Genomic DNA, 20,485 nt, shown 5'->3' on the forward strand with positions numbered 1-20,485 from the left:
TTTTAAGATATTTATTTAAATGCTGTTAGATATCTCACTTCTTCGTTAAATAAACATTTTATCAAAAATATCAATTTACTAATTTCTTCAACCAAGTACTTTTACCTAAAATTTACTAAACAAAAAAAAGGACAGCCCTTCGAAAAGAAGAACTGCCCTTTTAGGCAAATTTAAAAATTTGCATTCCTAAGAATGCGTACAGTTTTTGGTAATCACTAAATTGAAGACTAAACGCAGGTTATTCGTTTATGACATCGCCTTCCTTAGTTTCTTCGCTGGCAATTTTTACCAGCTTATCGTTTGGAGTTAAGTCGCCGAAAATTTCGATTTTATCTTCGATTTCTCTTCCTTTTTTAATGTCCACTCTTGTTGCTTTGTGGTTTACCACTTTTACCACATATAAACCTTCTGCAGAATTTACTACCGCCGATTTTGGCACTACATACGTGCTGTCTTTCGCGTTAAGCGGTAACAAAACTTCGGCAACCATTCCAGGTAATAAATTTCCTTTGGTGTTGTGAACGTCCATTTCGACTCTTTCGGAACGTAGTTTCAAATCTAAAGCGCCAGACATTCTGGTAATTTTAGCTGAGAAAGTATCTGGTAACGATTTTACATTAAAACTCATTTCGTCGCCTGGGTGCAAATATCCTGTGTACAATTCTGGAACAGAAACAGCCAAACGTAATTTGCTTTGCTCCTGAATCGTTAATAAAGGCAAATCTGAACCTTTTCCTGCTGGACCAACAAATGTTCCTAAATTGACATTTCTAGCCGCTACAACACCATCAAAAGGAGCGCGAATTTCTAGATATCCTCTCATAATCGCAATTTCTTTATGAGCCGCAATTGCCGCTTGAAGCTGTGCGTAATCAGAATTCTTTTTACCGCTTGCCATTTCTAAATCGTTTTTAGAAATCGTTCCTTCCACCTTGCTTGTTTCATACAAACGGTTGTAAGTGCTTTTGCTAGTTGCGTAAATCGCTTCCATAGATTTCAATCTCGATTCGGCTGCAGCCAATTGCGAACTGATTTCTGGAGCTTCTAAAACAATCAAAAGCTGTCCTTTCTTTACTTTAGAACCAATATCAACTTTCAATAATTTTACGAAACTGCTCACTTTTGCATACAAATCAACTTGTTGGAAACCGGTTAATTCAGCTGGCAAACGCAATTCTGTAGTTAGTTTTTCTTTCGCTAAAGCGAAAGTTTCAACTTTAGGTTCAATTTCTGCTTTTGCAGTTTCTTCTTTTTTCTTTTCACAGCTTAGTACAACCAAAGCTGTAAATAGTATCGCTGTAGATTTTATAATGTTACTTTTCATTTTTTGGTTTTAATGATGAGATATAATGGATGCTTTCTTCGTCCTCAGGATCTAAAGAAACAGATTGTGTCGATGTTTTTTCTTGTGCCCACGCAAATATCTGCGGAAGGATTAATAATACGGCAAAAGTAGAAAATAATAATCCACCGATAACCGCTCTTCCTAACGGAGAAACCTGATCGCCTCCTTCGCCGTGTCCAATTGCCATTGGCAGCATTCCCGCAATCATCGCAACAGATGTCATGATAATCGGACGAAGACGCAACGCAGCAGCTTCACGCGCAGATTCTAACGCATTTCCGTTTATTTTTCGGAGCTGTTCGGCATTTGTAACCAAAAGTACGGCGTTGGCAATAGAAACCCCAACCGACATAATGATTCCCATGTATGATTGCAAATTAAGCGTAGAACCTGTAATAGTCAGCATTAATAAAGCACCTAAAACTACGGCAGGAACTGTGGTTAGAATTACCAGCGAAACTTTGAACGACTGAAAATTAGCGGCCAGCATTAAGAAGATTACAAACACAGCGACCAATAATCCTGTTTGCAAGCTGCTTAATGTCTCTGTTAGTACAGTACTTAGTCCGATTGGCGTGATAAACAAACCACGAGGCAATTCGCCCAAAGAACTAATTGTTTTGCTCACATCTTTTGAAGCCGTCCCCAAATCGGTTTGATAGATGTTTGCAGTAACGGTAATGTACGGCATGGCCCCTAAATTGTCATTTTCACCACTTACAAAGCCTGGTGTAATTTTGGCAACGTCACTTAAAACAGGACGAAGCGAATTTTTCAATACCGGAATTTCTCCAATATCGGTTTTGCTTTTCATTTTATTTAATGGCACTTGAACCTGAACAGAATATGATAATCCTGCTTTTTCATCGACCCAGTTATTTTTTTCGGTATAACGTGAAGATGAAGTTGAAGCCACAAGCGAACGCGAAATATCATTCATATCAACTCCCAATTCGGCTGCACGGGTTCTGTCAATATCAATATTCATCGCTGGATAATGAATTGGCTGACCAATTTGAACGTCTCTGAAATACGAAATCGCTTTTAGTTTGTCTACAATTTGAGTAGCATACAATTCGTTTCGTTTTTTGTCTTTTCCAGCCACTCGAATCTCAATTGGAGTAGGAGAACCTTGGCTTAAAACTTTATCTGTCAATTCGATTGGCTCAAAAGAAAGTTTAGTATCAGGAAGCACTTTTTTAAGTCTTGCTCTAAACTCATCTTTAAAATCGTCCATATCTTCATGATAGTCTTTCAAGCTCACTTGGAAAACCGCTTCGTGAGAACCTGCCATGAACAGATAAATTGGGTTGATCGAGAATAGAGAAGGGTGCTGACCCACATATACAGATGTGATTCCGATATGATCTTTACCGACCATTTTTTCCAATTCTTTTAAAACAATTCTAGCTTGTTCTTCGGTTCTTTCCAAACGCGTTCCGTCTGTTGCTCTCATTCTCAACTGAAACTGACTAGAATTGGTTCTCGGGAAAACGTCTTTTCCGATAAAATTGATCAATAGAACTGCTAAAAATGTTGCTCCAACCAAGTAGGTTACAGTCGTTATTTTTTTATGAACAAACAAACGGTCTAAAGTTCGCATAAAACGAATCTTGAAACGTTCGAAAGCACTAATTTTTCCATTGTTATTTGTATCTGCCCTTTCTACATAATCTTTTTTCTGAGTGATGAGATTTTGTTCTGATTCTGGCGTTAAACCGCTGTCGTTAAACTCAGCTTCATCGTCTGTAATTTCTGGTCCGTGTGCGTGTTTTTCATGTCCTTTCATCATCCAGTTGGCCATTACAGGAACAAAAGTCTGAGACAGTAAAAACGAAATAACCATTGAGAAACCAATTGCCAAAGCCAAAGGCAAGAACAACGCTCCAGGAATACCCACCATGGTAAATGCTGGTGCAAATACGGCAAGGATACAAAGAAGAATCAATAATTTAGGTAAAGCAATTTCCTGACAGGCATCCCAAATGGCGAGTGCTTTTGGTTTTCCCATGTCGAGATGCTGGTGAATATTTTCGATGGTTACGGTACTTTCATCCACCAAAATACCAATTGCCAATGCCAATCCTGATAATGACATTAAGTTGATCGTTTGTCCGAATAATTTCAGGAATAAAACTCCAGAAATAATCGAAATCGGAATGGTCATAATTACGATTAAAGCTGCACGACGGTCACCTAAGAATAATAAAACCATTAATCCCGTTAGAACCGCACCGATGATTCCCTCTGTAATCAAACTTTTAACCGAGTTGATTACATAAACCGACTGGTCAAATTCGTACGTAATGTTTACGTCTTCAGGAAGCGTGCTTTGAATTTTTGGAAGCTCTTTCTTTAATTTCTGAACCACATCCCAAGTCGAAGCATCTCCCGCTTTTGCGATACTAATGTAAACCGAACGTTTTCCGTTTACCAAAGCATAACCTGCCGTGATATCGGCACCGTCTTTTACAGAAGCAACATCGCCTAATTTTAAGTTCTGAACACCGCCTTTAAATAACGGAATCTGTTCAAAATCTTTAACTTCTTTAATCGTATTATTTGTTGGCGTAATATAGTTTTTGTCGCCCATACGCACGTTTCCAGATGGAGCCGTTTGGTTGTTCAAACGAATCGCATCAACAATCTGGTCTGGCGTCATATTATGAGAACGCAATAAATCTGGATCAACGTTTACCTCAATAGTTCTTGGACTTCCTCCAAAAGGTGCGGGAGATAATAAACCAGGAATTGCAGTAAACGAAGCACGAACATAAACATTGGCTAAATCCTGTAGTTCGTTGTTTGAACGTATTTTACTGCTCAAAACCAATTGCCCAATTGGAAGTGAAGAAGCATCAAAACGAATGATAAAAGGAGGCTGAGTTCCCGGAGGAAAAGCCGCTTGAATTCTGTTGGAAAGCGCACTTAACTCGGCAGCTGCCTGAGCCATGTTGGTTCCTTCATAATAGGTTAATTTCATAATCATTAACCCCTGAATATTTTTGGTTTCTACCGATTTGATACCGTTCGAGAAAGGTAAAACGTTTACGTAGTTTTTGGCAAAATAAGCCTCCATCTGATCTGGCGTGTAACCTCCAAACGGGTGTGCAATATAGATAACCGGCAAATTCATTTTTGGCAGAATGTCTACCTTAATGTCTTTGATGGCACCAATTCCGAAGAAAAATAGACCCGCAACCAATACTAAAATGGAAATGGGTTTGCGGAGTGCAAAACGTATTAAATTCATTAGGATTTATAATTAAAATTCATTTATAAATAAGTCAAAATTTCCTGTTGCAGCGACTTTCAATAAGTACGATTGCCACACATTGTTATTGACAATATCTCGATCGATTTCAGCGCGATTTAGCGTAAACATGGTTTGAGTTAAATCGGTTAAATCGGTTAAACCATTTTTGTACAACGTCGATTTCTGGATGTAAGCTCTTTTTGCGGCATCGACCTGAATTGGCGCTTCGGCATAATTTTCCAAAGTAATTTTGATTTTATCTTCGGCAAATGTCAGCTGCGATTTCAATTCTCTATCGGCCTGATTGTATTCTTCCTGCAAAGCTTGAGAAACAAATTTCTGAGCGCTTACTTGTTTGCTTGATCGGAAAGGCGTGGTTAAATTCCACGTAATTCCAACTCCAACCAAATAATTGGTGCGATCTGGATTTACGCCATCCCAATAATTTCTTGTAAAAGCATTTTGATTGGTTGCATACGAATTGTCAAATCCTGAAGCTCTGGTTTGTAAAACTCCAAAAGCACTCATAGTTGGATAATAGAAACGTTTGTACAATTTAACCTGCTGATTGCTGTAATCGATTTTGGTTTTATAAAATTGTAATAAAGGGTGAAGACTGTCTGCAGCAGTTTCTTTGGTTACCAATTCTTTAGGAATCTGAGTTACAAAAAGTGTATCGGTAACAAAATCCTGTGGCGCAACGCCCATTAAATCGACTAATTTGTTGTTTTGTTCCTTAACAAAGTTTCGGGCTAAGTTTAAAGCGATTTTTGCTTTAGAAACTTCGGCTGTAGCCAATGTAGAATCTACTCCGGCCAATAATCCGTTTTTAACTCTCGCAACGGCTGTCTTTTTGAAGACTTCTGCGCGATCTAAGTTTTTTTGCTGCGAAATCAGCAATCTTTGGCTTGCCAATAGATTTAAATAAGCAGCCGAAATTTTGATTTCCTGCTGGAATTTTTCCTGCTGTAAGTCTTTTTCTTTAGCCTGAACATCAATTTTAGATAAATTGATTTTTTCCTGTGTTTTTCCGAAGGTGAAAAAATCCCAGTTCATGTTGACTAAATAAAGTGCGCCAAAAGCCGAGTTCCAGTTTTGCTCTGGTAACGGAAGTCCTGACGATGCAACTCCTAAACCTCCAAAACCATAAAGCGGTCCGTTTTGTCCGTTTACAGTTCCGTAATCCTGCTGTGCCGATAAGTTAAGGTTTGGCAGGTAATCACGGCGAGATTGTTTTAGAGTCTCTTTTGATGCATTGGTGTAATTGTTTTTTGCTCGGATAGAACCGTAGTTTTCAAGACCTATCTTTAATGCTTCTTTTAAAGACAGGGTTTGAGCATAACCGATTGAGGCAAAAATCAATAAAAATAATAAGGTAATTTTTTTGAAATACATAAACTCAAGGTGTGAATAGAAATGTTTTTTGATGCAACAAATTTATTTCTCTTATACTGATATAAGTCAGGTTAAGTGATGTACTGCACTAGTAAATGACGAATTGAATTGGTCATTTTTTGAAAAAAATAATTAAATAATTGTTCGTACTTTGTAAACTATTTCAAAATTAATAATGAACAAAAGAATTGATAACATACTGGATAACAAATGGTGGCAGGAGGTTGCCGTTGTCCTTTTTTCATTTACAATATATACCCTGAAAAATGATTGGATGTTATTTAGTTCCTTCATTTCGATTGCAATGGGTGTGTTTTTTTATTGCATTTTGTATATGCATGCCCAATTTAATCGCTTTTTTCTCCTTCCGATTTTATTTAAAGCAAACAAACCTTTTACGTATATCATTTTAACGTTATTTGGAGTTTTTGTCTTTTCTGTCATTTTGTATGAAATTACAAGAATGGATATGTTTGCCAAATGCCATTTGTATCAAAATTCGCATCAGAGAAGTTATGCGTACCAATTGGCAAGTGTTTTAGGAACTTTGGTCTGCATTCTGAGTCCGATTATTGTTTTTAAGTTTTATCGTATTCACAGAAAACAAACCGATGCGGCTTTATTGTTCAATCAAATGCAATTAAATTCATTGAAAGGACAATTAAATCCGCATTTTTTGTTTAATACTTTTAATACGCTGTACGGAATCAGTCTTCAGTTTCCAGACAGAACGCCCGATTTAATTATGAAGGTTTCGCAGTTGATGCGTTATCAATTGGAAAGCAACAGTAAACAATGCGTATCTTTAGAAGATGAACTGGAGTTTATAAATAGTTATGTGCAGTTAGAAAAAGAACGTGTCGGCTATCGCTGCGATATTACTTTTGAAAGCAATGTTGATAACGAAAATGCATATAAAATTTCGCCTATGCTTTTAATTGCATTTATTGAAAATGCCTTTAAACACGGAACTTGCGCTATAGAAAAATGCTTTGTAAAAATCACGATTTCGGTCGAAAAAGGATTGCTTCATCTTCACGTTGCGAATTCAATTCCGAAGAAAAATGATGTGGTTTCAACTAAAATCGGTTTAAAAAACACCATTGAACGTCTGAATTTAATTTATGGAAAAGATTATAAATTAGATGTTAAAGACGATAAACAGACTTATATTGTAGATTTAGAAATACAGCTTAAAAAGTTTGTAGGATGAGAGAAACAAAAAGATGCATTATTGTAGATGACGAACCCGCTGCGCATTATGTTTTGGCGAATTATATCAAACAGAATCCGCAATTGGAATTGGTTTTTCAGGGATATAATGGCATTGAAGCGATGAATTATCTCAGAGAAAATCCAGTCGATTTAATGTTTCTGGATATCAATATGCCTGAAATTTCGGGAATGGAGTTGCTTAAAATTCTTCCAACGCATCCTAAAACTATTTTGACTACAGCGTATTCTGAATTTGCGCTTGAAAGTTACGATTATGGCGTAATTGATTATTTGCTGAAGCCAATCTATTTTCCAAGGTTTTTAAAAGCAATTGATCGTTTTTTTGCGACCGAAAGTGTAAAACAAAAAGCAGAAGAAACGGTAAATTCGGTTAGCGTAAAAGTAGATGGTTATTTGATGGATATTGAATTAGATCAGCTTTTATACGCGCAGAGTTTTGGCAATTATGTAAAACTTCACACAATCAAAAGAACCTATCTGGCTTCTATTACCACAACAGAGTTTGAAAAATGCCTGCCGGAAAAGAGTTTTATGCGCATTCATAAATCGTATATCGTGGCGTTGGATAAAATTGATGCAACTGAAAAAGATTTTGTAGTCATTAAAAATGAAAGAATCCCAATCGGAATTACATATAAAAGAGAACTAACCGACCGATTAAAAAAGCTCGAACTGTAATTTAATACTTGATTTTAAAGAGTTTTCTCTGGGGATAAAAAATGTTAATTTCTTCGTGTTATCGTAAGATAAAAATTATTAATTTTAATACGTTGCTGAAGTTTAATTTTAAAAAATGAAACTATGAAAAACGTGTTTTTATCTTTTACTTTTTTGTGCAGTAGTTTTTTAATAGCCCAAGAGGGAACCAATATGAAAAAAGTTGTAACACCGCCAGATGTGGTTCGAACAGCTTTTGAGAGGGAATATCCAGGAAAAGTTCCAGTTTGGTCTGAAGAATATGTTGGAGACGACGCAGATGAGATTCGATTTGAAGCGAGATATAATGTAAGTGATAGAACGAAAGCTGTGGCGATTTACGATAATCTAGGAAACATGAAAGCGTATGAATTGCAGATTCCGTTTAAAGAGCTTCCGATAAAAGCGCAGTCTTATCTAAAAAAGAATTATAAGGCAAAAGCGATTCAAGAAATTGCTATGGTCGTAGACGATAAGAAAAAAACAACCTACGAAGTTGGTGTAGAAAAAGATACTAAATTTTATGATATTGTTTTTGACGCAGAAGGAGGCTTTGATGTCTCTATAGAAAAAAATTAAAACGCTTACTAATTCAAATATTATTTGAAATGACAAACCCGATGAGTTTTTGGTTACTTATCGGGTTTTGTTTTTTGTAATAGTTATGAGTTATGAGTTATGAGTTATGAAGTGCCACTAACCATCAACTATAAACCATCAACCATCAACCATATTAAAGCATCATTCCTCCAGAAACTTCGATTCTTTGAGCGTTTATCCAGCGTGCATCTTCGGTGCATAAAAAGGCAACAACGCCACCAATATCATCAGGAAGACCAACTCTTCCTAAAGCGGTTACAGAAGCAATTTGCTGGTTCATTTGCTCATTGTCGCGAACAACACCTCCGCCAAAATCGGTTTCGATTGCACCAGGCGCAACTATATTGGCTCTAATTTTTCTTGCGGCCAATTCTTTTGCCTGATATTTTGTCAAAGTTTCCATTGCACCTTTCATAGAAGCGTAAGCTGCATAACCAGGAAACGAGAATCTTGCTAAACCAGTTGAAATGTTTACGATTCCGCCACCGTCATTCATTACGTTTAATCCTTTTTGAGTTAAGAAAAATGGTCCTTTGAACTGAATGTTAGTCAATTGATCAAATTCGGCTTCTGTTGTTCCAATAAATGAATTGTGAATTCCGATTCCGGCGTTGTTTACTAAAAAGTCAAATTTATCAGTTTTAAAAGTGTCTTTCAAAACTGTTTTTACTTGCTCAAAGAAAGAATCAAAAGTGCTTGATTCAGCAACATTTAACTGTAATGAAGCCGCTTTTTGACCTAAACCTTCAATTTCTGAAACTACCGCATCAGCTTCTTCTTTTTTGCTATTGTAAGTGATAATTACATCAAGTCCTTTTTTTGCAATCGCAATTGCCATGTTTTTTCCTAAACCTCTGCTACCGCCTGTAACAAGTGCTATTTTTGTATTTACTGCCATTTTTTATAATTGTTTAATTTGTAAAATGTTAGATGTAAAATGTGAGTTGTGAAATGCTAGATGTGAATGTCTCTGTCTTTTTACATTTCACCTTTCACATCTTACAATTATGGATGCATTACATTAAAATGATTTCTTAACTCTTCAGCGCTTGCGTTTAATCTAGTTTCACTTGTGCCGAAAGTCAGTTCTTGTCTGCCTTCTTTCAATTGTTCAAAAATAGATTCGATAAAACTGCTTACACTTGGATGTGCATCGTGAAGTCCGATTCCGCCTAAATCTGTGTTTAACGCTGGTGGAATTATTTCTACAACTTCAATATTTTTTTCTTTTAATAAATGACGAAGCGAAAGTGTAAATGATCTGAAAAACGCTTTTGTAGCCGAATAAACTGGAACCTTTGCAAAAGGAGAAAAGGCTAATCCAGAGGTTACATTCATCACGGTTTTAAGAGCTGGTAACTGAATAAATAATGAAGTTAAATGCAATGGAGCTTCAATATTAGTGCTAATTTCTGTTTTCATGCTTTCGTAAAAATCTGCATCTGTAACCGAAACCCATTTTTGAATTCCCGCATTATTAATCAAAACATTTAAATCAGGATGATTTGCTGCAATCCATTCGTAAAGTGCGATTCGTTCTTGTTCTATAGACAGGTCGCATACTTTAGTAATAATCGAAGGAAATTTTGCTTTTACGTCGTTTAAAACCGATTCTCTTCTTCCGCAGATAATCACGGTATTGTTTTCCTGAATAAATCGTTCGGCAAGCCCAAGTCCGATACCGCTTGCACCGCCAGTAATTAAAATTTTGTTGTTTGATAAATTCATCTTTTCGTTCTTTTAATTTGATGAGACAAAGGTAGGAGCGAAGTAGAGTTGGGGAGTTGTAAATATCAAATAGATGTTTGCGAAATTCAAATCAAGTGTTGTGAAATTCCAAATTTTTAGAAGTTCCAAATTCCAAACTTTATGGAGTTTCTTGCGGAGATCCCTCGTTCCTCGGGATGACAAACGGTATGGTTACGACTCGTAAAACCTGAAACTTGAAACAAAAAACTTGAAACCTGAAACAAAATTTAAGCTCTAAAAGCAATCGGCGTAAAGGAAGTCTGTTTTTTAAAGAAATTAGAAAAATGCGCTAATTCTTCAAAACCAAGTGAATAAGCGATTTCTGAGATATTCCAATCGGTTTGTTTCAAGAGTATTTTTGCTTCGTTTGTTAATCGGTTTGTAATTAATTCTGTTGTGGTTTTTCCGGTGTTTTCCTTTAAAACCTTATTTAAATGATTCACATGAACAGATAATCGTTCTGCAAAATCTTTCGCTGTCCTCAATTGCAATCTTTGATTTGGGGATTCAATAGGGAATTGTCTTTCTAATAATTCAGCAAATAAAGAAGAAACCCTCGCAGCCGAATTATGTTTCGAATACAATGCTGTTATAGGCTGTAATTTTTGTCCGAAATGAATTAATTCAGCCACATAATTTCGAATTAAATCGTATTTGTAAATATAATCAGAATTAATTTCTTTTTGTATTTTGTTGAAAATCAATTCAACTTCTAAAACTTCTTCATCAGAAAGCTGAAAAATCGGATAACCATCTGAAGCGAAAATTGGAAGTTCGTCTAGATCGATTCCGCTTTTACTTTTAGATAAAAATTCGCTGGTAAAAACACAAAACTGTCCACCTTGATTGGTGTCTTGCGGTAAATAATTGTACGGAATTTTTGGTGTTGCAAATAGCAATCCCTGTTTTTCGATTTCGATTACTTTATCGGCATATTCCGCTTTGTTGTGACCTCTGATTAAACTTATTTTGTAATAAGCTCTTCTGTCATAAGGCATTCCAGGCTTTCCTTTCATGCGTTCCAAAAGTTCTTTAATATCGAAAACATTAAAATGCCCGATTTCTTTCTGAATGTCGTTTGGCAATAATGAAGTGGGATCAACAGTTGAACCTTCGGTAATATCTTGGTAAAAAGAATCTAGAGATTTCATATGAGGATGAATTGCGAAATTCAAATATACGAAAAAATGTTTTTTGCCACGAAGACGCTAAGGCGCAAAGTTTTTTTTAAGATCCCTCAAATTGTAACGCGATGCAAATCAAATTCACAGTTCCCGTGGTTTAAACCACGGGCTATAACCAAAATGATTACCTATCGTTAAACAATTTCGCAAAAACAAAAAAACTTTGTGCCTTAGTGCCTTTGCGGCAAAACCTTTAAAACAAACTTCCCTGTACAAACTCAGGCTCTGGATTGCTTCCGAAGGGAAAAGAATCCATTACAAAAAACTGCTTTATTTTGGGATCAAATTCCCTTAAAACAATTTCATTGCATTCAAATTGAAGATCTATTGTGGTAAAAAGTTGGGATGCTATTGTAAGATTTTCTGAGGTTAATCGTCGTCCGATGGATAGATGAGGATTATCGCTTTTTTTAAGTTTTAAGAACTTTAAAGTTTCATGAATCTTTTTCATAATCGGAACGAGATTATTTTTAGAATCTTCATTAGCTCCAATAAAAAAAGCGCCTGCAGTCGGAAAAGAATCAAAGTGATTCAAAGACACTTCGAAAGGCGTAAAAGTATCAGCTATTTTAGAAAGCTTTTTTTTGATTGAATCCAATTCAGATTCGTCAATTTTAAATTCGCAAATCGTAATATGTGCTTCAGAATTACAGCTGTTATACCAATTGATTTTGCTTTTTAAAGAATCTTTCAATTTTTTAACTGGCTCAACCAAGGTTTTAGAATAAAATACAACTGAATATGTTTTTTCCATTTTTTGAGGCTTTGAATTGCAAATTTAAAGCTTTCCTTTTAGATGCAATCGATGCAGAATTTCAGATTTTAATAAACCGCTTCCGCCTCCAAAATGCTCAATGACTTCAACATCTGGCTGATGTTTTAAACAGAAAGAAGTAAATTCTTTTTCGACATGATCTTCAATTGCAGAACTTAAAAGCACAATATCAATTTTATTGTTTTGAAAGTATTCCTGTGCTTCTTTTTCATTATTAAAAGCCACACCATTCCAGTTTTCATCTGCATTAACAAGACGAAGTAAAATAGCTAAAATGGCTTCATTTTTTCCGAGTAATAAAAATTGCAGTTGTTTCATTTTTTCAAGCTTTTAAGATTCTGAGGTTCTAAGATACTAAGCTTCTTAGATTCTCATTTAGTTATCTAATTGTCCAGATTATCTCATTCTCTAATTAAGATCACAGGCAAATGTAGGGAGGGTTTTGAGAAATACGGCTTAATCTAGGACAAGAAATATATTTTTTTCGCGTCTTTTTGGCGCATCTATGAATAGGAATCTAGTATTTTCTTTCACAAATTTACGTTAAATAGGGTTTTGGCAATATTTTGCGGTACAATTACTTAAGGTTTTAAATTAAAGTTAAGAATGTTAATTTTTTCACACAATGAGGAAAACCGTAAGGTTATCTATAATGTGAATTCTAATTTTGGCCTGTAGAAATTTAAAAAAGATGATAGCCTTTACCTTTTTGGGTATCATTTAAATTTTTACAGAAAACTGTTTTTGGAGAAACGTTTTTACATTGAATTTTGACATATTCATTTGATCGTGGGTAATTGTATATAAGTTTGCAATATACATTAATGTCTAATTTTTTTAGGGTTTTAAGATTAAGTCGACGGACGTAATTTTAAAACCCTTTTTTTTACCACAATAGTGAGAAGCCAATCAGCTAAAACTGTATGATATCGGTATTGATTTTAAATTTTTGAGGAGAAAATCCGTAGTAGTTTTTAAACGCCGCAGAAAAATGCGAAACATCTTTATAGCCGCATTTATAAGCAGCTTCGGTTACGGTTGCTGTTTTGCTTTGAAATAGTTCTTTGGCGTGTTCCATTCTCAGCTTAATGATGTAGCTTTTTACAGTGGTGCCAAAACAAGCCTTAAAACCTTTTTTTAGTTTGAATTCGTTTAGCGAAATAATTCGTGATAGTTCGGGTAGAGTAGGAGTGTTTCTATAATCGTCATCTAAAATTTTTTTTGCTTCTAAGAGTTTGCTATAATCTTCGTCATTGATTTGTTCTGTTGCTAGAGGTTTCATATTTAAGGTTTCTAGCTGATGAATAAGAAGCTCTTTAATTTTACTTTCGATAAAAATTCTTTTTAAAACACCTTCTCGCGTACAGTTTTTTATTTCGGATGTAACCCACTGAATTGCGGGTGTAAAAGGAAGGTATTTTGAGGTTAAATAACTGGATTGCTTGTCGAGGATTTTTTTAGAAAATTTTTCATGCAGTTGCCAATCTTCGTTGATTATATTGAAATAAAACGCTTTTGAAAGAATAATTGAAAGGTAATTTGTATGTGTGTAAGCTGGAATCGTAAATGAACCTTTAAAATTATTGGTGTAAAAAATATTATGCGTGTTTTCTCTAGAATATTGTTCACTTTCAAGTTGGTCAATATGGGTTTCGACATTACTGCTGTAAATAAAGTTCATGACAACCGATTCTTCGTCAATTTCATAAATTACGGTTTTACTGCTTGAATAATACATTTGAGTATCAAGAAGAACCAATCCTTCCGTGATTAGATGACGGCTTACAATTTTTTCTGAATCTTCATTTTGAATATTGACATTCTCTTCGGTTAAAATACTTTTTGGACAATATTGATCTCCAATCTGAATTTTAATAATTGGCGTTTCTGACGTTAAAAGGGTGGCTTTGATTTTCAAAATTTAATCCGTTTTTACAAAATAATAATCCGTTTTTCCCTATCTTTTTTAAAGACGTTGATGGTACTTTTGCAGCAAAGTTATTTATAATTAGTCTAATTAAAGATATGTCAGCTCAAAAAATTTTATTTGCCAGTTTATTTTTTCTAACTACGTTATTATCATTTTCCCAGCAAAATCAAGGCTTTGCAGTGTCTGGAAAAGTTGTTGAAAATTCTGGAGAAACAATTCCGTTTGCAACTGTTGTTGTCGAGAAAACAGGTTTAAGCGTTATGTCGGATGAAAACGGAAATTATATTTTAAAAAATGTACCATCAGGAAAACATACGATAAAAATCTCTGCAATGGGATTTGCTGTTCAGAAAAAACAGATCGAAGTCGCAGGAAGTAATTTAGAGATTACAATTAAAATGGAAAGCGAGTTACAAGAACTAGAAAGTGTAACAGTTCTTGGAAGATCACAAACCGAAAAAATAAATAAACAAGCTTACAGCGTAACGGCAATTGATGCTAAAAAACTGCATAATTCAACTCTAGATTTGTCTCATGCCTTAGATCGCGTTTCTGGTGTTCGTAACCGTGAAGCGGGTGGAGTAGGTTCGAGATCAGAGCTTTCGATCAACGGATTTTCGGGAAATCAGATTAAGGTTTTTATTGACGGAGTTCCAATGGATAATTTCGGTTCTTCTTTTCAAATGAATAATATTCCGATCAACCTTGCCGAACGTGTAGAAGTTTACAAAGGTGTTGTGCCAATCTGGTTGGGAGGAGATGCTTTGGGTGGAGCGATAAATATTGTAACCAATAGCAAACCTAGAACTTTTGTAGACGCTTCTTATTCATTCGGATCTTTTAATACGCATCGTTCAAGCATCAATGCGGGTTATACTGCAAAGAGCGGTTTTACAACCGAAATTAATGCTTTTCAAAACTATTCAGATAATAACTATTGGGTAAATGTAGATGTAGCCGATTTAAATACGGGGGCTTATTTTCCGAATCAGAGAGTGAGACGTTTTCATGATAAATACCGTAACGAAACGGTGATTTTGAATGTTGGAATAACAGGAAAAAAATATGCCGATAAATTAATGATCGGTTTTACCGGTGGAGAAAATAAAGCAGACATACAGACTGGTGCCAGAATGGTTAGCGTATTTGGACAGATTTATAGAAAAGGAAGTATTGTAATGCCAACTTTAAAATATCAGGTTAAAGATTTATTTACAAAAGGTCTGAATGTGAATGTTACAGGTAATTACAACTTTGGTTACGAACAGAATATTGATACCGTTTTTAGAAGATACAATTGGTTTGGCGATTACAAACAGTATGCAGGAGCAGGAGGAGAAAGAAGTCGTACGCTTCGTAAGTTCTATAACAACAATGGTATAGCAACAGCCAATGCGACTTATACGCTTAATGACAGACACTCTTTTATGGTTAATAATACGTTTAATACGTTCGATCGTAAAGAAAGTGACGAATTGGTTCCTGAATCATTGGTGTATAAACAGCCTAAAAAAACACAAAAGAATGTTTTGGGATTGGGGTATAAATTAGATTATAACGATAAATGGAGTACTTCTATATTCTTAAAAGATTATTCATTAAAAACTACTTATTCTAGAAGTTATAATCCTTCTGGAGCTACTGGAGATATTGCGTATCAGAAATATGTAGATCATACTTCGACAACTGGATATGGAGCTGCTACAAGTTATTATCTGAAACACAATCTGCAGATTAAAGCTTCTTATGAAAAGACATACAGGCTTCCAACTCCAGAGGAAATCTTTGGTAATGTCAACGATAATTTAGAAGGAAATCTTGCTTTAAAACCAGAATCTAGCAACAACTATAATTTAGGAGCAAGTTATCAGACTAGCTTCCGCGAAAAAAATGCTTTGTCTTTTGATGTAAATCTTTTGCATAGAAATGCTGTGGACTTTATTCGTCCAACATTAAATAACAATCAGACCATGACCACCAATGTCAATCAAGGAAAAGTGACCAATTATGGTATCGATGGCGAGATTAGATATTCGTACAGCAATCGTTTTACGGCAGGTATTAACACGACTTACCAGAATATTCGAAATAAAACAATGTACGAGCCAAATCAAAATTATGTGTCTCCTTTTTATAATGACAGAATTCCAAACATGCCATATCTATTTGGAAATGCAGATGCGACAATGTTCTTTAATAATGTATGGAAAAAAGGAAACAATTTATCTGTAGGATATAATCTGCTATATGTTCACACCTATTATTTGTCATGGCCAAGTATGGGAAGCAAGGATAGCAAATTAGAAATTCCGCAACAGTTTAGCCATGATTTAAATGCTGTTTACACAATGGCAAACGGAAAATACAATATAGCATTTGAATGTAAAAACCTTTTAGACAATAAGCTTTACGACAACTTTTCATTGCAAAAACCAAGTAGAGCTTTCTATATCAAGCTGAGATATTACTTCAGTAAATCAAATAATTAAATTTTAATACAAACACCATAATACAATGAAAAAAAGTACAACATTAGCGTTATTATCAGCTGTTATAGCTTTTACAGCTTTTTCTTGCAGCAGTGATTCTGATAAACCAGGAGAAACTGGTGGCGGAACAGATACAGGGAAAACTAAATATATTATTACTGCAACAACTGGAGCGGCTGGAATTGCAGATTATTTGTTAACTGCAGATGATGTTTCTACAGGATCTATAACCACTACAGGAAACGGATTGGAGCAAGACGGAACATACCGTTACTACATTACAGCACAAAACAACTTCTTTAGTTTGCTTTACGGACAAGGAAATCCAGGAGCTGTAACAACTTACAACTTAAATGCTGAAGGTAAACTGGTTAAAAAATCTGATTTTCAAGCTGAAACAGTACATGTATTTGCTGCTGTAAACAAAGATATCTTGACGGTTAAAGTTCCAAGAAGTGGTGCTTCTATTGCTTCTATGTATAAAATTGACGCTGAAAAATCACTTATTACTGGTGAAGCACAACAAGATACTAAAAAATTGGCTGCAAACGGAGAAAGAGCTTTCTATACTTGGGCAACTCAAGTTGGAGATAAAGTGTATATGCCTTATATGAGTATTAAAGGAGACGGAGTAGACAACTTTGGTACTGCAAATCCAGATAGTACTTGGGTTGCGGTTTACAACTACCCAGAATTGAAATTAGAAAAAGTAATCAAAGATAACCGTACTAGTTATTTAGGAGCTTATTTCACAAACGGATTATTCCAAGATGAAAATGGAGATGCTTACGGATTCTCTGGGGCAATTGCTACAAGTAATGCTGTTATGACTTCTACAAAACCTTCAGCTATTATTAAAATTAAAAAAGGAACTACAGAGTTTGATAAAACGTATTTCTTCAATGTTCAAGAAAAATCTGGTGGGTACAAAATTTCTTCTACAAGCTACATTTCAAAAGGGAAATTCTTATTGTTAATGTACGGAAATGCTGGAAAAAATAATGGTACCGTTAAAATGGCTATTGCCGATGTTTACAACCAAACATTTACTTGGGTAACTAATGCACCTGCAACATTGACTTCTGTGACTAGCCGTTATAATATTACTTCAGAAGACGGAAGTTCTGCAATTGTAGGTATCAATACTCCTGATGGAAACTGGATTTACGCTATCAATGGTACAACTGCTGTTGCTACAAAAGGTATGAAAGTGGAAGGCGGACAAATTACTGCGATCCAAAAATTAAAATACTAATGTTTTTTTGCCGTAAGTCCTATTTTATGAGGACTTGCGGTTTTTTTATTTATCCTATTTATCTATCCAATTATGTTTTCTTCTTCAAAACCAAATAATAAGAAAAAAAGTAAAAAGTCGCTTTTTAAGCGCATCATGGCCTGGTTGCATTTGTGGCTTGGTTTAGCATCTGGAATCATTGTGGTCATTGTCAGTCTAACAGGCTGTATTTATGTTTTTGAGAATGAAATAAGAGACTTTATTGAAGACTGGCGTTTTGTAAAACCTCAGGAAAAAGCATTTTTGCTGCCGTCTCAATTGGTGACAATTGCAGATAATAAAATGAAAGATAAAAAAGCCACAAGCGTAACTTTTGGAGCAAAAGATGAAGCTGCTATTGTAGGTTATTTTGTGGAGAAAAAAGATAATGCCGAAAGAGGAGGTAAAGAAGAAAATAAAAAAGGCGAAAGAAGAAAAGGTTTTGCTAAAAACGAAAGCAAAAACGAAAAATCTGAGGTAAAAGCTCAGAAGAATGAAAAAGGCAAAGGAAAAGGAAAAGATGAAAAGCGTAAAGGTGGCAGAAGACAGGGAACTTTTATTAGCGTTTATATGAATCCTTATACGGGAGATATATTAAATATAAAATCGGTTTCTAGAAGTGATTCTCCAGACTTTTTCAGATGGATTTTAAACGGACATCGTGCTTTGTGGCTTCCCTATGATATTGGAAGACCGATTGTTGGAGTCGCGGTTTTAATTTTTGTTGTTTTACTAATTTCTGGAATCGTTTTGTGGTGGCCTACAAAATGGATTAAATCTATTATTGATAAAAGTTTTAAAATAAAATGGGATGCGAGTTTTAAGCGTGTCAATTATGATATGCATAATGTATTTGGTTTCTACAGCTGTATTTTCCTGTTTTTTATTGCCGTAACTGGCTTAGTTTGGAGTTTTGGATGGTGGAGTAAATCCTTGTATTGGGTTACTTCTGGCGGAAAGCCATTGGTTGAAAATCGCGAATCTCCAAAATCTGATACAACTCACGTAAAAGCATTTAATATTACAACAGCAGATAAAGTTTTATTGAATCTAAGAAAAGAGAATCCTCAAGCAGCAGGAATCATGATTAGTATTCCAGCAAAACCTGCAGATCCGATTGGTGCTTTTGTATACAAACAAAAACATACCTTTTATAATATGGATCGATATAGTTTTGATCAGCAGACTTTAAAAGAAATATCGATTAAAACACCATTTTCAGGAAAATATGTAGAGGCAAATATTCCAGACAAAATTAGACGTATGAATTACGACATTCACGTAGGAAGTGTTCTGGGGCTTACAGGGAAAATCATTGCATTTTTGGCTAGTTTAATTTCTGCTAGTTTACCCATTACCGGATTTATTATTTGGTGGGGAAAACAAAAATTTGGTAAAAAGAAGCCTGCTGCAAAAACAAAAGTGGCAACTAAAGCAATTCCTGTTTCTAAATTGAAAAATATTGCAGAACAAGAAGTTACTGCTTAATCATATTAAAATTGGTTTTTTAATTCCTTTTTGTTTTTTTTTTTTTGATAAAAGGCAAAACTTGTAAAAGTTTTGCCTTTCTATTTTTAATTATAATTGTTTGCTTTTAGCCATTCAGCACAATCTCTTGTCCAAAATTTGCTTGTATCGCCAACACCTAATCCAAATCCGTGGCCACCTTTTTCATATATATGCAACTCAGCAGAAACTCCATTTTTCTTTAACGCTAAATAATAATTGATGCTGTTTTCTGGTATAACGACAGTATCATCTGTAGCATGAATTAGGAAAGTGGGAGGTGTTGTAGAAGTCACTTTCTTTTCGTTCGAAAAAGAATCTATTAATTCCTTTGAAGGATTATTTCCAAGTAAATTGGTTTGCGAACCTTTATGAGTAATTTCGTTTTCCATTGAAATTACAGGATAAATCAATAATGAAAAATCTGGACGTGCACTCACTTTATATGCTGATTCATAAACTTTATCATCATAATGCGTGGAAGCCGTTGAAGCGAGATGACCACCTGCAGAAAAACCTAAAATTCCTACTTTATTAGGATCAATATTCCATTTCGAAGCATTTTGTCTTACATAACGAATAGCTTCTTGTGCATCTTGTAATGGCCCAACATTTTTGTTTTTCATAGTTAAATCGCTCGGCATTCTATATTTTAGTACAAAAGCTGCAATTCCTAAGCTGTTAAACCATTCTGCAACTTTTGTTCCTTCTTTATCAAAAGCTAAATGTGTATAACCGCCTCCTGGACAAATAACAACTGCTGTTTGATTTGGTTTTGCTTCTTTCGGAATAAAAATACTTAAAGTTGGTACAGAGACTTGGCTTGTGCTTTCCATTTTTTTGTTTTTAAGAACTTCTTTTTCTTTGTAATTGGAGGCTTTTACTTCATCTGGAATTTTATCCCATAATGGAATTACTTGATTTTGTGCGCTCATAGAAAATAGTCCTGAAAAAAGAAGAAAACTCAACGTAATTCTTCTTGAAAATTGTGTTCTAGTAGTTTTCAATTTAGTTTGTAATTATTTGGTTTATAATAGTATGCGTTTCGTGC

Annotated in this window: 16 protein-coding genes; 6 read left to right on the forward strand and 10 right to left on the reverse strand. The window is 34.9% G+C overall.

The features are described 5' to 3' along the window. Positions 1-238: 238 nt before the first annotated feature. The 3 genes from AC5ZCW_RS10200 to AC5ZCW_RS10210 are packed head-to-tail and all read right to left on the reverse strand — an operon-like array spanning position 239 to position 5,996. Positions 239-1,324 (reverse strand): efflux RND transporter periplasmic adaptor subunit, encoded by a 1,086-nt coding sequence (locus AC5ZCW_RS10200; RefSeq protein ID WP_496119551.1) that lies wholly within the window; start codon positions 1,322-1,324, stop codon positions 239-241. Then, complete coding sequence (locus AC5ZCW_RS10205) at positions 1,314-4,598, reverse strand: efflux RND transporter permease subunit (protein WP_281633071.1); 3,285 nt, start codon at positions 4,596-4,598, stop codon at positions 1,314-1,316. Before AC5ZCW_RS10205 ends, AC5ZCW_RS10200 begins: the two co-directional genes overlap by 11 nt. Before the next feature lie 12 nt (positions 4,599-4,610). Beyond that, positions 4,611-5,996, reverse strand: a complete 1,386-nt coding sequence (locus AC5ZCW_RS10210) for a TolC family protein (protein WP_496119553.1) — start codon at positions 5,994-5,996, stop codon at positions 4,611-4,613. A 175-nt stretch (positions 5,997-6,171) separates the two neighbouring features. Here AC5ZCW_RS10210 and AC5ZCW_RS10215 point away from each other — a divergent pair, with 175 nt between their 5' ends. The 3 genes from AC5ZCW_RS10215 (at position 6,172) to AC5ZCW_RS10225 (ending at position 8,507) form a co-directional block, all read left to right on the forward strand. Continuing rightward, positions 6,172-7,209, forward strand: a complete 1,038-nt coding sequence (locus AC5ZCW_RS10215) for a sensor histidine kinase (protein WP_343543722.1) — start codon at positions 6,172-6,174, stop codon at positions 7,207-7,209. Continuing rightward, complete coding sequence (locus AC5ZCW_RS10220; RefSeq protein ID WP_343543723.1) at positions 7,206-7,910, forward strand: LytR/AlgR family response regulator transcription factor; 705 nt, start codon at positions 7,206-7,208, stop codon at positions 7,908-7,910. Before AC5ZCW_RS10215 ends, AC5ZCW_RS10220 begins: the two co-directional genes overlap by 4 nt. A gap of 192 nt (positions 7,911-8,102) precedes the next feature. Then, positions 8,103-8,507 (forward strand): hypothetical protein, encoded by a 405-nt coding sequence (locus tag AC5ZCW_RS10225; protein WP_343543724.1) that lies wholly within the window; start codon positions 8,103-8,105, stop codon positions 8,505-8,507. A gap of 154 nt (positions 8,508-8,661) precedes the next feature. Here the strand turns inward: AC5ZCW_RS10225 and AC5ZCW_RS10230 are convergent, their stop codons facing one another. The 6 genes from AC5ZCW_RS10230 to AC5ZCW_RS10255 all read right to left on the reverse strand — a co-directional run bounded on the left by AC5ZCW_RS10230 (position 8,662) and on the right by AC5ZCW_RS10255 (position 14,154). Continuing rightward, entirely contained in the window at positions 8,662-9,426 is a 765-nt protein-coding gene (locus tag AC5ZCW_RS10230; RefSeq protein ID WP_496119556.1) for an SDR family NAD(P)-dependent oxidoreductase, read from the reverse strand. A 107-nt stretch (positions 9,427-9,533) separates the two neighbouring features. Further along, positions 9,534-10,256, reverse strand: coding sequence for an SDR family oxidoreductase (locus AC5ZCW_RS10235; protein WP_496119558.1), 723 nt, complete (start codon positions 10,254-10,256; stop codon positions 9,534-9,536). Between the two features lie 248 nt (positions 10,257-10,504). Further along, on the reverse strand, positions 10,505-11,428 hold the full coding sequence (locus AC5ZCW_RS10240; protein WP_496119560.1) for a helix-turn-helix domain-containing protein: 924 nt from the start codon (positions 11,426-11,428) through the stop codon (positions 10,505-10,507). Between the two features lie 226 nt (positions 11,429-11,654). After that, positions 11,655-12,215, reverse strand: a complete 561-nt coding sequence (locus tag AC5ZCW_RS10245; protein ID WP_343543728.1) for a 2'-5' RNA ligase family protein — start codon at positions 12,213-12,215, stop codon at positions 11,655-11,657. 24 nt (positions 12,216-12,239) lie between these two features. After that, a complete protein-coding gene (locus AC5ZCW_RS10250; protein ID WP_281633063.1) occupies positions 12,240-12,554 on the reverse strand; it encodes a hypothetical protein in 315 nt (104 codons plus the stop codon). Positions 12,555-13,149: 595 nt separating this feature from the next. Continuing rightward, entirely contained in the window at positions 13,150-14,154 is a 1,005-nt protein-coding gene (locus AC5ZCW_RS10255) for a helix-turn-helix domain-containing protein (protein ID WP_496119563.1), read from the reverse strand. 107 nt (positions 14,155-14,261) lie between these two features. Between AC5ZCW_RS10255 and AC5ZCW_RS10260 the strand changes: the two genes are divergently transcribed. The 3 genes from AC5ZCW_RS10260 to AC5ZCW_RS10270 all read left to right on the forward strand — a co-directional run bounded on the left by AC5ZCW_RS10260 (position 14,262) and on the right by AC5ZCW_RS10270 (position 19,416). Continuing rightward, positions 14,262-16,655 (forward strand): TonB-dependent receptor, encoded by a 2,394-nt coding sequence (locus AC5ZCW_RS10260; RefSeq protein WP_496119564.1) that lies wholly within the window; start codon positions 14,262-14,264, stop codon positions 16,653-16,655. 25 nt (positions 16,656-16,680) lie between these two features. Continuing rightward, positions 16,681-17,910: a DUF4374 domain-containing protein gene (locus AC5ZCW_RS10265; protein ID WP_496119565.1), complete on the forward strand. Its 1,230-nt coding sequence runs from the start codon at positions 16,681-16,683 to the stop codon at positions 17,908-17,910. 135 nt (positions 17,911-18,045) lie between these two features. Continuing rightward, the gene (locus tag AC5ZCW_RS10270) at positions 18,046-19,416 is read left to right on the forward strand and encodes a PepSY-associated TM helix domain-containing protein (RefSeq protein ID WP_496119567.1); all 1,371 of its coding nucleotides are present in this window, start codon (positions 18,046-18,048) and stop codon (positions 19,414-19,416) included. Between the two features lie 86 nt (positions 19,417-19,502). Here the strand turns inward: AC5ZCW_RS10270 and AC5ZCW_RS10275 are convergent, their stop codons facing one another. Further along, complete coding sequence (locus tag AC5ZCW_RS10275; RefSeq protein ID WP_496119568.1) at positions 19,503-20,441, reverse strand: alpha/beta hydrolase; 939 nt, start codon at positions 20,439-20,441, stop codon at positions 19,503-19,505. Positions 20,442-20,485 lie beyond the last annotated feature (44 nt).

Source organism: Flavobacterium sp. PLA-DH12 (genome assembly GCF_059511845.1).